General features: G+C 63.9%; 10 protein-coding genes. 4 read left to right on the forward strand and 6 right to left on the reverse strand.

Annotation, left to right across the window (positions count from 1 at the left end; genetic code table 11):
* Positions 1-55: 55 nt before the first annotated feature.
* Genes GC162_15120 through GC162_15130 form a run of 3 tightly spaced genes read right to left on the reverse strand, consistent with a single transcriptional unit; the run spans position 56 to position 6,840 of the window.
* A complete protein-coding gene (locus GC162_15120; protein ID MBI1369972.1) occupies positions 56-2,461 on the reverse strand; it encodes a plasma-membrane proton-efflux P-type ATPase in 2,406 nt (801 codons plus the stop codon).
* Between the two features lie 57 nt (positions 2,462-2,518).
* Positions 2,519-5,656 carry an MMPL family transporter gene (locus GC162_15125; protein ID MBI1369973.1) on the reverse strand — a complete coding sequence of 1,046 codons (3,138 nt, stop codon included), beginning with the start codon at positions 5,654-5,656 and terminating at the stop codon, positions 2,519-2,521.
* Positions 5,653-6,840 (reverse strand): efflux RND transporter periplasmic adaptor subunit, encoded by a 1,188-nt coding sequence (locus GC162_15130; protein MBI1369974.1) that lies wholly within the window; start codon positions 6,838-6,840, stop codon positions 5,653-5,655. Before GC162_15130 ends, GC162_15125 begins: the two co-directional genes overlap by 4 nt.
* Positions 6,841-7,016: 176 nt before the next feature.
* On the opposite strand from GC162_15130, the gene GC162_15135 reads away from it, so the two are divergent.
* Positions 7,017-7,634, forward strand: coding sequence for a TetR family transcriptional regulator (locus GC162_15135; protein MBI1369975.1), 618 nt, complete (start codon positions 7,017-7,019; stop codon positions 7,632-7,634).
* Positions 7,635-7,667: 33 nt separating this feature from the next.
* Here GC162_15135 and GC162_15140 read toward each other — a convergent pair whose 3' ends face one another.
* Positions 7,668-7,976 (reverse strand): hypothetical protein, encoded by a 309-nt coding sequence (locus GC162_15140; protein ID MBI1369976.1) that lies wholly within the window; start codon positions 7,974-7,976, stop codon positions 7,668-7,670.
* Between the two features lie 334 nt (positions 7,977-8,310).
* Between GC162_15140 and GC162_15145 the strand changes: the two genes are divergently transcribed.
* Complete coding sequence (locus tag GC162_15145) at positions 8,311-9,099, forward strand: hypothetical protein (protein MBI1369977.1); 789 nt, start codon at positions 8,311-8,313, stop codon at positions 9,097-9,099.
* A gap of 54 nt (positions 9,100-9,153) precedes the next feature.
* Here GC162_15145 and GC162_15150 read toward each other — a convergent pair whose 3' ends face one another.
* Entirely contained in the window at positions 9,154-9,999 is an 846-nt protein-coding gene (locus GC162_15150) for a hypothetical protein (GenBank protein ID MBI1369978.1), read from the reverse strand.
* 244 nt (positions 10,000-10,243) lie between these two features.
* Here GC162_15150 and GC162_15155 point away from each other — a divergent pair, with 244 nt between their 5' ends.
* On the forward strand, positions 10,244-11,656 hold the full coding sequence (locus GC162_15155) for an FHA domain-containing protein (protein ID MBI1369979.1): 1,413 nt from the start codon (positions 10,244-10,246) through the stop codon (positions 11,654-11,656).
* A gap of 841 nt (positions 11,657-12,497) precedes the next feature.
* The gene (locus tag GC162_15160) at positions 12,498-13,364 is read left to right on the forward strand and encodes a LacI family DNA-binding transcriptional regulator (protein ID MBI1369980.1); all 867 of its coding nucleotides are present in this window, start codon (positions 12,498-12,500) and stop codon (positions 13,362-13,364) included.
* A gap of 124 nt (positions 13,365-13,488) precedes the next feature.
* Here the strand turns inward: GC162_15160 and hemL are convergent, their stop codons facing one another.
* A complete protein-coding gene (gene hemL, locus GC162_15165) occupies positions 13,489-14,811 on the reverse strand; it encodes a glutamate-1-semialdehyde 2,1-aminomutase (GenBank protein ID MBI1369981.1) in 1,323 nt (440 codons plus the stop codon).
* Positions 14,812-14,854 lie beyond the last annotated feature (43 nt).

Below are 14,854 nucleotides of genomic sequence, written 5' to 3' on the forward strand. Positions count from 1 at the left end.
TGAAATCAGACCTCAGATATCCCCGAAGCCCACGCTTTAAAAGCGTGGGTTTTTTTCATCCCGCCCGTTCCGTCATGCGCGTTTGATGCTGTCGTTCGGTGAGTCCCCGCCCCGCGATGAGCCGATACACCTGCACCTTCACCATATCGTTGACCAGAAACCACCCGATCGCGTACACCCACACAAACCCCGCCAGCTTCCATCCGATCGCCGGCATGAGCCATCCTTGGGCCGCGAACACCGTGGCGACAAGCTGCGTCGACTCCGACGCCCCGAGCAGCGCGAGTCCGGGAAACGGGCGCTGCCAGAAATGTTCGTCCGCCGTCCGCGCCAGGTAGATCGTCATGTGCCCCGCCACCGTCAATTTCAGAAACATCAACGTCTGCACCGTCGGCCGCGCCAGGTGCAGATAGTTCTCGCCCAGCCAGAACATCACGAAACTCGACACCACGCCCAGCAGCCCCAGCGTCGTCGCTACCGTCAATACCCGATGCATGTCCCACCGGACCGGCCGGTCCGGCGCGATCGCCCGGTCATAGGCGATCATCAGAATCGGCCCGTCATTGAGCAGCGCCAGCAAAACGATCATCACCGTCGTCACCGGATAAAAATCGAACACCAGAATCGCCAGCGTCATGAACAAAAGCACGCGGATCGTCTCCGCGATCCGGTAGATCGCGTAGCTCGTCATCCGCCGGAAAATCCGCCGTGATTCGGTGATGGCGTCGACGATGACGCTCAAGCCCGGTGCCGTCAGCACCAGGTCCGCCGCCTGCCGCGCCGCGTCCGTCGCGCCGTCGACCGCCACGCCCACGTCCGCCTTCTTCAAGGCAGGCGCATCGTTGACCCCGTCGCCCGTCATGCCCACAAAATGCCCCAATCGCTCGAGCGTCTCGACGATGGCGAACTTGTGCTCGGGGAACACCTCCGCGAACCCGTCCGCTTGTTCGACCCGCTGATCGAGCGACGGGTCGTGGTCCTCGAAGATCGTCCCCGCCGCACTGATGTTGGACCCGAGCCCGAGCTTGTCCGCGATCTGTCTGGCGATCGCCAGATGATCCCCCGTGACCATCTTCACCTCCACGCCCAGCTCGCGCGCCGTCGCGATCGTCTTCGCCGAGTCCTCCCGCGGCGGGTCCGACAATGGCAATAATCCGCGCATCCGCCACTTGCCCGCCGCGTCCGTGCTCGCCACCGCCAGCGCCCGCTCGCCCCGCCCCGCCATCGCCTCCGTCGCCGCATTCACTTCGCCCGCCGGCGCCCCGTCGCACATCGAAACAATCGCCTGCACCGCGCCTTTCGCCACGCTGAACGTCGCGCCCCCGCGCGACACCGTCGCCACCGTCCGCTTCGTCACCGGATCGAACGGCTCGAACTTCTCAACCGTATACCCGCTCACCGGCGCGCCACGCTTTGCGATGATCGCCGTGTCAATCGCATCCGTCGATTCCGCCTCGCTCGCCAGCGCCGCCAGTTCGATCACCTGCCACGCGTCCGCATCGCCGAACACGACCGGCTCCCCCACCGCCAGTTCATTCTTCGTCAGCGTCCCCGTCTTGTCCGAGCAAAGCACATCCATCCCCGCCATCTCCTCGATCGACACCAGCCGGCTCACGATCGCCTGCTGCTTGGAGAGTCGCATCGCCCCCACCGCCATCGTGACGCTGAGCACCGCCGGCAGCGCCACCGGGATCGCCGCCACCGTCAGAATCAGGCAGAACTGCAAGGTTTCAAGCATCGGCGTATCGCGATACAGCGCCACCAGCAGAATGAGCACCACCAGCGCCGCCGTCAGCAGAATCAGAAAATGACCGATACGCAGCACCGCCTTCTGATAGTGGCTCACCGTGTGCGCCTTCTCGACGAGCGCCGCCGTCTTCCCGAAGCGCGTGCGCATCCCCGTCTGCGTCACGACCGCCTCCGCCTCGCCCTGCCGTACGATTGTTCCCGCGAACGTCTCCCCGCCGTTGTTCACTTCCACCGGCAGCGACTCGCCCGTCAGCGCCGACTGGTCCACGCTCAATCCCGCCGTCGCGATGAGCTTCACATCCGCCGGCACCCGATCGCCCAGCCGCACGCGCACCACATCCCCCGGCACCAGTTCCTCCGCCGGCCGCGTCACCCACTGACCATTCCGCTTCACGCGCGCCGACAGCGCCAGCTTCTTCTTGAGCATCTCCAGCGCATGATCCGCCTTGAATTCCTGCCAGAACCCGATGACCGCGTTCATCAGCAGCATCACGCCGATGATCGCCGCGTCCGCCCAATCGCGCACCACAAGCGACAGCCCCATCGCCGCCTCGATCATCCAAGGAATCGGCCCCCAGAAAAACGCCAGAAATTTCAGCGCCATCGGCGTGCGGTGTTCCACCAGCGCATTGGGCCCCACCTCCGCCAATAACTTCGCCGCTTCCGCCGCGCTCAGTCCCCCCTCCGACGCCTTTGCTTCCAGCGACGCCATGTCGAACCCCCTGCGGCATCACGCTCCGCGTTCATGCCGGTCGGTGTCTCCCTGATTCTATGACTCGACCGCGGGCATCGGGCCTTCTCCCGCTTCGTGCGCCGATGCATGCGATGGATGTTTGCGGGCATGCCGCCGCGCGAAGAAGCCGCGCATCGACTCCATGTACAGATAGAACACCGGCGTCACGTACAGCGTCAATAGCTGTGAAAACACCAGCCCGCCCACCACCGCCAGGCCCAGCGGCTGGCGCGATTCCGCGCCCGCCCCGATGCCCATCGCGATCGGCAGCGTGCCCATCAGCGCCGCGAACGTCGTCATCATGATCGGACGGAAACGGATCACGCACGCATCGTAAATCGCCTTGCGCGGGTCCGTCTCGCCGTGACGCGCCGCGTCGATGGCGAAGTCGACCATCATGATCGAGTTCTTCTTCACCAGCCCCACGAGCATGATCACGCCCACGAACGCGTACAGGTTCAGGTCCAGCCCGAAATACATCAGCGTCACCAGCGCCCCGAAGCCCGCGAACGGCAGACCCGTCAGGATCGTCAACGGATGAATGAAGCTCTCGTAGAGAATGCCCAGCACGATGTAGATCACCACGATCGTCAGAATCAGCAGCGTGCCCAAGCCCTTGAGCGACGACTGGAACACCTCGGCGGCGCCCTGGAAGCTCGTCGTGATCGTCGGCGGCAGCACGGCCGGGATGATTCGATTGATCGCCTCCACCGCATCGCCCAGGGCGTAGCCCGGCTTGAGGTTGAACGACACCGTCACGCTCGGGAGCTGACCCGTGTGCGTGATCTGAAGCGGGCCGACGCTCCGCGTCACCTTCGCCAGCGCATCGAGCGGCACGAGCTTTCCGTCGGCATTGCGCACATACAGAAGCTGAATCGCGTCGGGCGTGGCCTGAAACTCGGGGCTCAGTTCGAGAATCACCTTGTACTGATCATCGTCGCCGAAGATCGTCGACACCTGCTGCGTGCCGTAGGCGAAGGCGAGCGACTTTTCGATCTGTTGCGCGCTGACGCCGAGACTGCGCGCCTTGTCGCGATTGATCGCGACCTCAAGCTGCGGATTGCGGATGAGCATGTCCGTCGTCGGATCGATCACAGACGGTATGCCCTCCAGCGCCTCGACCATCTTCGGCGCATTCTTGTACAGGTCATCGAGATTCGCCGACTGGAGCACGAGTTGGTACTGGCTCTTGGTGAGGTTGCCGCCGATGCGGATGGGCGGCAGGTTCTGCATGTAGACGTTGATGCCGGGGATTTTGGCGAACTTGGGGCGGAGCCGGGCGATCATCTGGTCGACCGACTCGCTCCGCTCGCTGCGCGGCTTGAGCGTCACGAAATAGAACCCGCCGTTGGAAGCGCCGAAGTTCCCGCGCGCGCCCACGTTGGTCAGAATCGCCCTCACCGCCGGCTCGGCCGTCCATATCTTCTCGGCCTCGAGCTGGTGCTCGACGAGCGCATCAAATCCGATGCCCTCGGCGGCCTCGGTGATGGCGAAAATGCGGCCGGTGTCTTCAGAGGGCAAAAACCCCTTGGGAATCACGATAAAAAGATGAACCGTCCACACCAGAATGATCGCCGACACCAGCATCGTCGTCAGCCGCCACCGCAGTACGACGCGCAGCGTCCATGCATAGACGGCAAGCATGGCGTCAAAGAACTTCTCCGAGATGCGGAACAGAAAATTGTGCCGCTCGGGCGGGGGTTTGAGGAAGCGGCTGCAGAGCATCGGCGTGAGCGTCAGCGAGACGAAGCCGGAGATCAGAATGGCGCACCCGATGGTGATGGCGAATTCGTTGAGCAGGCGGCCGATGATGCCGGACATGAACATGACGGGCAGGAACACGGCGGCGAGCGAGAGGGTCATCGACACGATGGTGAACGCCACTTCGCGCGAACCCTTGAGCGACGCCTCCCAGAGCGTCTCGCCGTTCTCCATATGTCGGACGATGTTTTCGAGCATGACGATGGCGTCGTCGACGACGAAGCCGATGCACAGCGTCAGGGCCATGAGCGAGAGATTGTCGAGACTGAAGCCCAATGCGTACATCAGCGCGAAGGTGCCGACGAGCGACATGGGAATCGCCAGCGCGGGGATCAGCGTCGCGCGGACGTTGCGCAGGAACAGGAAGATCACAAGCACGACGAGCGCCAGCGTCAGGACCAGCGTGAACTTCACGTCGGCGACCGAGTCGCGGATCGCCTCGGAGCGATCGAAGATCACATCGAGCTTCACGGAGGCCGGGAGCTGCTCGCGGAAGATCGGCAGAAGCGCGCGGACCTTGTCGGTGACTTCGACGGTGTTGGTGCCGGGCTGGCGCTGAATGGCGAGGGTGATGGAGCGCTCGCCGTTGAACCATGCGGCGGTCTTGTCGTTTTCGACGCTGTCGATGACCTTGCCCACATCGTCGAGCCGGACGGGATGCCCGTTGCGGTAGGCGATGATGAGCGGCCCGTAGGCGGCGGCGTCCTTGAGCTGCCCGTTGGCCTGCACGGTGTAGGCGGTGTTGCGGCCGTAGAGCACGCCGGTCGGGAGGTTGACGTTGCCGGCGTCGATGGCGCCGGCGATTTCATCGATACCGATACCGCGCGAGGCGAGTTGACGCGGATCGACCTGCACGCGGACGGCGTATTTCTGCGGGCCGTAGAGCAGCACCTGCGCCACGCCGGTGATGGTCGAGATGCGCTGGGACATCATGATCTGCGCGTAGTTGTTGAGCGTGTAGAGCGGCAGCGTCTTGCTGGTCAGGGCCAGGTAGAGAATCGGCTGATCGGCGGGGTTGACCTTCTTGTAGGAAGGCGGACTGGGCATGTTGGAAGGGAGGCGCGGCGTGGCGCGCGCGATGGCCGCGGCGACGTCCTGCGAGGCGGCGTCGATGTTGCGCCCGAGGTTGAACTGAAGCGTAATCGAGGCGCGGCCGAGGTTGCTGGTGGAGCTCATCGAGTCGAGCCCGGCGATCGTCGAGAACTCGCGCTCCAGCGGCGTGCTGACGGACGAAGCCATCGTCTCAGGACTCGCCCCCGGCAGCTCGGCGTCGACCTGCAGCGTCGGGAAGTCGACGTTGGGCAGGTCGCTGACGGGCAGAAGCTGGTAGGCCATCGCGCCGAAGAACAGAATTGCCGACATGACCAGCGTGGTCATGACCGGTCGACGGATGAACGGTTCAGCCAGGTTCATGGCGCCGCCTTTCCGCTGTCCGCGTCGGCGGGCTTCTTCGCGTCGGTGATGATCTGGATGCCCATGCCCGGCGCCAGGCGAAGCTGACCGTCCGTGACGATCGTCTGCCCCGGTTCGACGCCGGTGAGGATCACCGTGCTGCCGGCGTGCTGACGGCCGATCGTCACGGGGACGCTCTCTACCGTGTTGTCTGGCTGGACAATGTAAACGTACGTGCCGTTCTGCCCGGTCTGAATCGCGGTGTCGGGGACGAGGACGGCGCCAGTGTCGGTGCCGATGTGAATCGATGCCTGCACATACAGACCGGGCCAGAGCCGCAGCGACGGATTGTCGAAGACGGCGCGGAGCGTGATCGTGCCGGCGTCTTCGTTGACGGTGTTGTTGATGAAGGCGAGGCGGCCGACTTCGGGCTTATCCTCCTCGCCGGCGATCGTCACGTCGACCGGCACGTTGCCGCTGTCCATCGCCGCGCGGATCGCCGGCAGGCGGTCCTGCGGGACGGCCATCTCAACATAGATCGGCTGGACCTGTCGCAGTACGATCAGTTCCGTGTCATTTTCCTTGACGACGTTGCCCGCATCGGTAAGCGTCGGGCCGACGTAACCATCAATCGGCGACTTGATCGTGCAGTGCTCGATCTTGAGCTGCGCATCGTGAATCATCGCCTCATCGGCGGCGACCTGCGCGTCGGCGGCCTTCGCCGTCGCCACCGCCTGCTCGAGCTCCCATTCGCTGGCGGCATTTTTCGTGACAAGCTGCTTGTCGCGATCCGCCTCGGCGCGGGCCTTGGACGCCAGCGCCTTGTCGCGCTCCATGTCCGCCTGTGCCTGCGCGAGCGCGGCCTCGAACGGGCGGGCGTCGAGCGTGTAGAGGACCTGCCCGACCGTGACGTGATCGCCGGGCTTCATGTGCTTTTTCAGCGCCATGGCCGAGACCTGCGGCTTGACGGTGATGATGCTGAACGCCTTGACCCATGCGATGGCGTCCACCGACACGGGCACATCGGCCTTGACCGACTGCGCGACGCGGACGGGCATCTTCGGCGGGGCCTTGGGCGCGGGCGGCGCGGCGCCTTGCGCCTGGGCCGGTTCCTTGCTGCATCCGCCGATCGACAGCGCCATCCCGATCAACAGCGCCGTCACCGCCGCGGCGCGACCACGTATTGCCTGCACGATCACGTTCATGATGACTCCACCGGCGCGGCCGAACGACGATGTTTGCTCCGACGCGCCTTTGCCGGGTTACATGCCTATGATAAAAACTGACCGGTCAGTCAGTTTAGACCGCGCATCATAGGCCGCGCCGGCCGCAGGGGCAAGCCGACGACACGGACGATCGACCCTCATCGAAGGAAACACCATTGCGGACACTGGATCGGGCCAAGCAGACGCGCATCATCGCCGCCGCGACACAGCTTTTCGCCACAAGGCGTTTCGACCAGGTGCGGCTCGAAGACGTGGCGGCGATGGCCAGCGTCGGCAAGGGCACCGTCTACCTGCACTACAAGGACAAGGAGCACCTGTATCTGTCGCTCCTGTACGAGGGCTTTTCCGAGATGGTCGACCGGCTCCGCAAGCGGGACATCCCGCATGACGGGACGGCGGCGGAACAACTGCACATCGTCATCGACGAGCTGGTGCGGTTCTCGTTCGCCCAGCCGGGGTTTTACGAGTTGACGCGCCGCGTGGGCGTGCCGACGGGCGAGCCCAAATGGCAGCGCAAGCGGCGGGAACTTTTTGAATTGATCGAGCAGGTCATCCGCTGCGGCATCAAGCGCGGCGAGATGCACGATGACAAGCCGCATCTGACGGCCCGCTATCTGCCGTCGATGATCCGCGGCGCGCTCTTGTTCGCACCGGCGAAGCTGACGGCTAGGGCGCTGACGCGGCACATCCTGAGCATGACGCTGCACGGGCTGTGTGTCGGCGCCGCGACGCCAACGAAAAAGCCGCGGCGCCCGAAGCGCCGCGGCTCCTGAACCGATCCGGACGGAAGTCCGTCCGGTGTGCGGTTACTCCTTGGTGACGGCGACGTCGGACGCCACACCGTCGGTGTGCGTGACTTTGGCCGCGGCGCCGGCGACGAGCACGTCGTCCTTGCCGGCGGCTTCGCCGTTGATGGTGTACTTGGTGTCGTCGTTGACGGTGACGGTGACCTTGTCATCGCCGACTTGGAGGACGAAGGTGTGATTGTCGGAGTCGACGCTGACGATCTTGCCCGAGACCGTCTCCGCCGCCATGACCTTCGACACCGGGGCCGCCACGAACAGAGCCGCCAGAACGAACAACACCAACGCCGCCGACATTGCGCTGCGAGACATGATAGATGCCTCCTTATGATGAGCGCCCGTGGAACGGACGCACCGCCAACATGGCGATGACGCCGATTCCGATTCAGTTGTTTGAGGGAACAAGTGCCAGAAGTGCGGGCGACGCGGTCAACGAATCCCGACAGTCGAAAGACGATCGACTCTGAATTGACCCGTCGCGGGGGGAACGCATGGTCCCGTTGCGTAATGCGTCGCTGCTCCATCGCGCGGCCTTCCCATCCCGGGGCACCCGCACGATGCGAGGATTCTACAATCGCCCCCCCTGGAGTCAAGTCCGATTTTCCCGCACCCCGCAGTGCCGCGCCGATGCGGTAAACTGATACGCATGCGTGAATTGATGTTTATCGAAAGCGTTCTTACAAAGGCCGCGGCCTATGTGCGCGAACAGTACGGCCGCCGCGGCGCTCTTTCCATCAAGACCAAGACGTCGGATGTCGACCTGGTGACCGAAGCGGATGTGCGGACGCAACAGATGCTCATCGACGCCATCGAAGCGGCGTTCCCCGGCGACGCGATCGTCGGTGAGGAGAACGGGCGCGATGTCCTGCCGACGGATCGGGGGCGGCGATGCTGGGTGATGGACCCGATCGACGGAACACACAACTTCACGCGCAGTCTCGTTCCGAGTTTCGGCGTGGCGCTGGCGTTCATCGAAGGCGGCGCGGTGCAGGCCGGGGGCGTGGCGATGGCGGGACTCGACACGTTGTTCCTCGCCCGGCGCGGCGGCGGCGCGACGCGCGACGGCAAGCCGATTCACGTGTCGACCATCGACGCCATCGAACGCGCGAAGATCGAAGTGGACTTCTCGCGCCCGGTGATTCGCGAGCGCGTGCTGGGGACGATCGGGCGGATTCTCGAAGACGCCGGCCAAGTCCGCTCGCACGGCTCGGCGGTGACGGCGTTGTGTGCGGTCGCCGGCGGGGATGCGGAAGCGTATGTGCAGCCGCGTTTACAAATCTGGGACTACGCCGCCCCGTCGATCATCATCACCGAAGCCGGCGGCGTGATCACGCACCTGGACGGCTCGCCGATGGACCCCTTCGACAACCGCGGCGACATTCTCGCCTCCAATGGCGCGATTCATTCGACCATTCTGCGGCTATTGGAAAAGTAGATGTCAGCGGTCAGCCGAAATGGTACTGCTGATGCCTGACACCTGACAGCTTCATCACAATCGATCTTCGCTTGCGTCCCCCGCTTCGGCGCCGCCTTCGGTGGATTCGACTTCGTAGGTCGAATCCTCATCGTCCGGGCCTTCGGCAGCTTCGGTCTCGACTTCCTCGGCTTCGTCGAGCGCGGCGGCGTGCTGCGGGTCCATGGTCACGGCGGTCTGCTCGAGCAGGCGGTTGATCCGTTTGCGGACAAAAAACAACAGCGGGACGTTGTGAATCCGGCGCAGTTCGCTTCGGCCGGTCGCGCTGTAGACGATCAGCGTGCCCGCCCCGCAAAGCAATAGCTCCAGCAGGTCGGGATACGTCGTGCGAACGCGCTTGGCGCCCCGGGCCAGCGAGTCGTCCGCCCGGCCCCATGAATACTGCTCGAACTCGTTGTGCGTGATGCGCCATTTGTGCTGCATCCGCGACCAGAAGATCATCACCGAATACGGCAGCGCCAGCATGATGCTCATCGATAGCCCCATGCCCCGGTCGTACTTGATGTTCATGTCGGCGAACCAGTTGTAGATCTCGCCGAAGAACATCTTGAAACCATGTCGCTCCGACAGCGCCCGGCCGATGAAAAAGAACAGGAGGAGAATCACCGCCCAGAAGACGCCGTGATTGCGCTCCACGTCGACGCCGATCGTCAGAATGACGAGCCAGACGGCGAACATGTAAAGCCAGGCGAGCACTTCCAGGGCCCCGTCGCCGTTGGCGGCGAGCGTGATGAGCCAGAACAGCGGGCCGATGGCGATGAGCGGCCAGATGTACAGCAGTTTGGGATAGGCGTAGAAGACCACGGCGTTCGGAGCGGGCGGGGTCGGCTTATGCGTTTTGGCGGATTTGGAAAAGACCATGTGCGTCGCTCCGGGCGTTAATCGAGCGGTCCATGCACATGTTTACGTCGGCGTGACTCCAGTTTCAAGCCCGCCGGACAGACCTTTGCAGAAATCGCACGCTCCGAACCGAAAATAACTTCGGGGAGTGGTGCGTTGTACCGCCGGTATCGTATGATAGATCGGTCGGAGCCAGCCGGTCTTCCCGTCTATCTAAGAAGTCAGACGCGCCGATGTTGCGCGATCCCGCTGGGGATGATCAACGATGTCCAAACGTGACCCTGAAAAATCAAAGCGCGACCCTGAAAAGCTGACGCATCAACTGCATGAGAACATGCAGTACCTGTATCGCACTTATCGCCAGCTTCGCAACCGCACCGTGCGGCTCGAAGAGGCCAAAGCGGCGATGGAAAACACCCGCCGCCGCCTCCTTCAGGAGCAGCAGCGTCTCGAAACCGACTGGGCTGCCCTTCAGCAGCAGCAGCAGATGCTCGCCAAGACCGTCGCGCAGCTCGACACGCGGCAGAGCGAACTGGCGGCGACTGGTGCGCAGATCGAAGAGCGTCAGAAGGAACTGGACGCCCGGGCGGCGGACATCGAGCCGGCCCGCGCCAAGGCGGCGGCGCTTCAGGCGGAGCTCGACGAGCAGAAGAAGGCGCTGGCCGAGCAGACGCACGCGCTCAACGAGCAGCGGGAAACGCTTGCGGAGCAGCAGCGGGATTTTGCCACGCGTCACGCCGACCTGACGGCGCGCGACGCGGAGCTTGCCGCCGAACGCGATCGGCTCGCCAGCGAGCAGGGCCAGGTCACGCAGACCCGCGCGGAGCTTGATGCCCTTCGCGGCGAGATCGACACGGATCGCAAATCGCTGGCGGAGCTCGAAGCGGCGCTGGCCAAGCAGCGTGAAGAAATTGCACAGTCGCAGCGCGCCGCCGCCGAGCGTGCCAGGGAGCAGGAATCGGTCATCGTTCAGCAGCGCGAAGCGCTCGAAGCCGACCGGAAGGCGTTCGACGCCCAGAGCGTCAAGCTCAAGGCCCTGATGGCGCAGCTCGATGAAGAGCGGGCGGAGATGAACACGTTGCGTGCGGAGATGGCGGAGCGTCAGGGCGCGCTGGCCAAGCGTGAAGAGCATCTTGACGAACTCATCGCCAAGCAGAAGGATCAGGCCCAGCAGCTTGATCAGCTTCATCACATGCTGGAGATGACCGTCGACGAACTCGAAGACGCCAAGCAGCAGCTTCAGGACACGCCGCGACCCGAGGAAGACGAGGCGGACAAGACGCGGGCGCCCAAGCCGGCGGCGCCGCAGACATGGCTGGTCATGTACATGGCCAACGGGGAAAGTCGGCGGATTCCGGTGAACAAGCCCGTGATGAGTTTCGGGCGCGAGGACATCTGCGATGTGCGGATCGTGCTGCCGACCGTGTCGCGCGAGCACTGCCGCATCGAGCAGCATGACGACGGCCTGTGGCTCCTCGATACGCAGTCGCGCAATGGCACGTATGTGAACCAGCATCGCGTGGACAAGACCAAGCTCAACGCCGGCGACACCGTCACGATCGGGTCGGTGCATATGACGCTCGAAGTCGATGGTCAGCCCGCCCCGCCGCCGGCGAAGCGGAACGTCAATCACCCTGACGACAGCGGCGCGCCGCTGGAGCCGATCAGTGCGGTGTGAGCAGGGGATCAGGGATCGTGGGTTGGGGATCAGGGGTTGACAAAGGCAAAAGGCCGTGCTCGAGGTGTGGTAATCGTGCATCGTGCACGGTTTTCCGGGCGTTTTTGTTTAAGCCAGCGCATGAAAAAGGCCCGCGATGCGATGCACCGCGGGCCGACTCCGTTGGGGTGGACTGTGGTGACAGTCCCGTCGGACTGCCTATTGGCACAGTCCCTTCCTACAGCATGCTTCGTTAGACACTGGATCACCTCCTGTTCAGACGGTTTTCACCAGCCGTCGCCCGCCGCCCCTTCGGAAGGTGTTCACATGACCTCACGTGAACAGGGGTTCGGGCCGCCAGTTGATCCATGTCGCGGAACGTCTCCGCGACACCACGCTCGCCGCACATTGATGCGACGCTCGACCGGCTCGATCGGACGGATTCGTCACGGGTTCGCCGCGGCGGCGTCCATCCGATCGCTGACCGGTATAGTGATTATCGACCGGCGATGCGCCGGAGTCAAAATTTTTTATGTGAATACGGCTCTGGGCGATCGACGCGCCGCGTGAGTGTCACGGAACCCGACGGATCGCGACATCTTCGTAAATCAGAAGCGCATCCGCGCATTGCCATTGGTATGGCCTTGAAGCCGACTGACCGTCGCCGGCGCCGGGTTCGGCCGCTTGATGGCACGATCAGCAGCGTGATTGGGCGTGCCGGCCCGATGGCGGGGAGGGGCTCGATCCGTTCGCGCCGTGCGAACGTAGACAATCGCCGATGAACGCACTAAGATGCTCGCATATCGGTTCTAACCGATGACTCCGGGACACTCTTGTGATGAGCGTCCTATCGGCCAGATGAGTGTTTGTGCTGGAGATGGGGGCTCGCGCACACATTTCAATTTGGCCAAGTATTGGCTGGCGTGGTCCACGAGTCGATCACGCCGATCCGGGTAACCGAGGTGCCCGTGCGCCTGACGTTCAGGACTCCGATATGGCCAAGGACAGGACCCGTGGAAGCCGCGACGCCTCCAAGTGGCAACGCCTGCATGATGCGGGCATGAGCGCGGAAGAAATTGCAAAGACATTTGGCGTGGAGACGGAGGCGGTCGTCGATGCCATGCGCGAGTTTAATAAGATCGCGCTGCCATCGACACCGACCGCAGACGCCGCGGCGCGCGGGCCCGCCGGCGCATCGCCGCGCCGACGCGGTCGCCGACCCATCGCCAACGCCGCGATGATCGAAAACTGGAAAAAGAGCTACCAGTCTGGCAAGACGCTCGCGGAAATCGCCCAGGTCGCCGGCGTGAGCGTCCAGACCGTGTCCTACGCTCTTCGCAAACTCGGCGTCACGCCCGGCAAGCGCGGCCGGCCCCCGGGCAGGCCCGGCAAGAAACAACCTATTGAAAATTCCAAGTACGCCCGCATTCTTCCCAAATGGATCGAGTCCTACCAGAACGGTGCATCGGTCAACCAGATCGCCGGCAAATACAAGTTGCATCCCTACAGCGTGCAGTACGCCCTGTCGCGGGCCGGCGTGAATCTCCGCGGCGCCCGGCGCGTCCGCATCACCGAGGCGATGATCCGGGAATGGACGGAACTGTATCACAAGGGCATGGGCTCCCGCGCGATCGCCCGCAAGTACGGCGTGAACGAAACCACCGTCCGCCGCCGCCTCAAGCGCAAGGGCGTCCCCATCCGCTCCAACTCCCTGCGACACAAGCCCTGAAACGACACCATTGGGCTCAATCAGCATTGTTTTACAGAAATACTCCGCGATTCCATCAAGTTGCGCGAACCGGCGATCTTGTCAACAGTTAAATCAGCCGCCCCGAAATATCCAACGTCGCCGGTCAGTCCGCCGACGCCGCACGCGACAGGGATCGCTCGGCGGCGACGATCGTCTGCGTGATGGCCTCGTCATCGTGCGCCAGACTCACGAACCACGCCTCATACTGGCTGGGCGGCAGCGTCACGCCATGATCGAGCATCGCGCCGAAGAAAGACGCGAAACGCTTCGTATCCGATGCGGTCGCTTCATCGTAATTCTTCACCGGCTTGGAGGTGAAGAACGGCGTGAGCATGGAGCCGACGCGGTTGATCTGAAGCGGGACGCCGATTGACCTGGCGGCTCGGGCCAATCCGTCGGCGAGTTTCGCGCTGGCGTCCTCAAGCTGTTTGTACACGCCGGGACCGCGGAGGATTTCGAGCGTCGCCAACCCCGCCGCCATCGCCACGGGATTGCCGCTGAGCGTCCCCGCCTGATAGATCGGCCCGACCGGCGCCATCTGCTCCATGAGCGCCCGCGATCCGCCGTAAGCAGCACAAGGCATGCCTCCGCCGATGACCTTGCCCAGACACGTCAGGTCCGGCTTGACGTTGTAGATCGACTGCGCCCCGCCATAGGCGACACGAAAGCCCGTCATCACCTCGTCGAAAAGCAGAATCGCGCCCGAAGCCGTGCAAAGCTCGCGCAGCTTCGCCAGATACCCCTCCGCCGGAGGTACGCAGCCCATGTTCCCGGCGATCGGTTCGATCATGAGACACGCAATGTCCCTGCCATGCTCGGCGAAAAGCCGCTCCGCCCCGGCGACATCGTTGTAGCCCAGCAGCAACGTCTCCGCCGCGATCGCCGCCGGCACACCCGGCGAACTGGGCACGCCCAATGTCGTCGCCCCGCTGCCCGCCTGCACCAGCAAGCCGTCCGCGTGCCCGTGGTATCCCCCGATGCACTTGATGATCTTCGATCGCCCCGTCGCGCCGCGGGCCAGTCGGATCGCGCTCATCGTCGCTTCCGTCCCGCTGTTGACGAAGCGCACGACTTCGATGGAGCTGACCGCCGACACGACCGCCTCGGCAAGCTGCGTTTCCAATTCCGTGGGCATGCCGAAGCTCATCCCGTGCGACGCCGTCTTGAGCACCGCGGCGACAACGGCTTCGTGAGCGTGTCCGACGATGAGCGGGCCGTAGCTGCCGACGTAGTCGATGTAGCTGTTGCCGTCGACGTCGGTGACGCGACAACCCTTGCCTTCACGGATGACGATCGGACTGCGCCCCACCGCCTTGTACGCCCGCACCGGCGAGTTGACCCCGCCGGGCAGAACCTTGCATGCGGCCGCGTGAAGCAGACTCGACCGCGCGTAGCGATCGGACGTGGTGCCGGAGCTTGTATTCATGATCCCGACAGTGTATCGCAAACGTCGGCGATCAACATGCCGA

The organism is Planctomycetota bacterium, assembly GCA_016125255.1.
In the GTDB taxonomy this organism is placed as follows: domain Bacteria; phylum Planctomycetota; class Phycisphaerae; order Phycisphaerales; family Zrk34; genus RI-421.

What these genes read in the sequence shown, in the direction of transcription:
- hemL (MBI1369981.1), bottom strand. Translation starts at nt 14,811, where the DNA reads ATGAATACAAGCTCCGGCACCACGTCCGATCGCTACGCGCGGTCGAGT.
- GC162_15155 (MBI1369979.1), top strand. Translation starts at nt 10,244, where the DNA reads ATGTCCAAACGTGACCCTGAAAAATCAAAGCGCGACCCTGAAAAGCTG.
- GC162_15125 (MBI1369973.1), bottom strand. Translation starts at nt 5,656, where the DNA reads ATGAACCTGGCTGAACCGTTCATCCGTCGACCGGTCATGACCACGCTG.
- GC162_15120 (MBI1369972.1), bottom strand. Translation starts at nt 2,461, where the DNA reads ATGGCGTCGCTGGAAGCAAAGGCGTCGGAGGGGGGACTGAGCGCGGCG.
- GC162_15145 (MBI1369977.1), top strand. Translation starts at nt 8,311, where the DNA reads ATGCGTGAATTGATGTTTATCGAAAGCGTTCTTACAAAGGCCGCGGCC.
- GC162_15130 (MBI1369974.1), bottom strand. Translation starts at nt 6,840, where the DNA reads ATGAACGTGATCGTGCAGGCAATACGTGGTCGCGCCGCGGCGGTGACG.
- GC162_15150 (MBI1369978.1), bottom strand. Translation starts at nt 9,999, where the DNA reads ATGGTCTTTTCCAAATCCGCCAAAACGCATAAGCCGACCCCGCCCGCT.
- GC162_15140 (MBI1369976.1), bottom strand. Translation starts at nt 7,976, where the DNA reads ATGTCTCGCAGCGCAATGTCGGCGGCGTTGGTGTTGTTCGTTCTGGCG.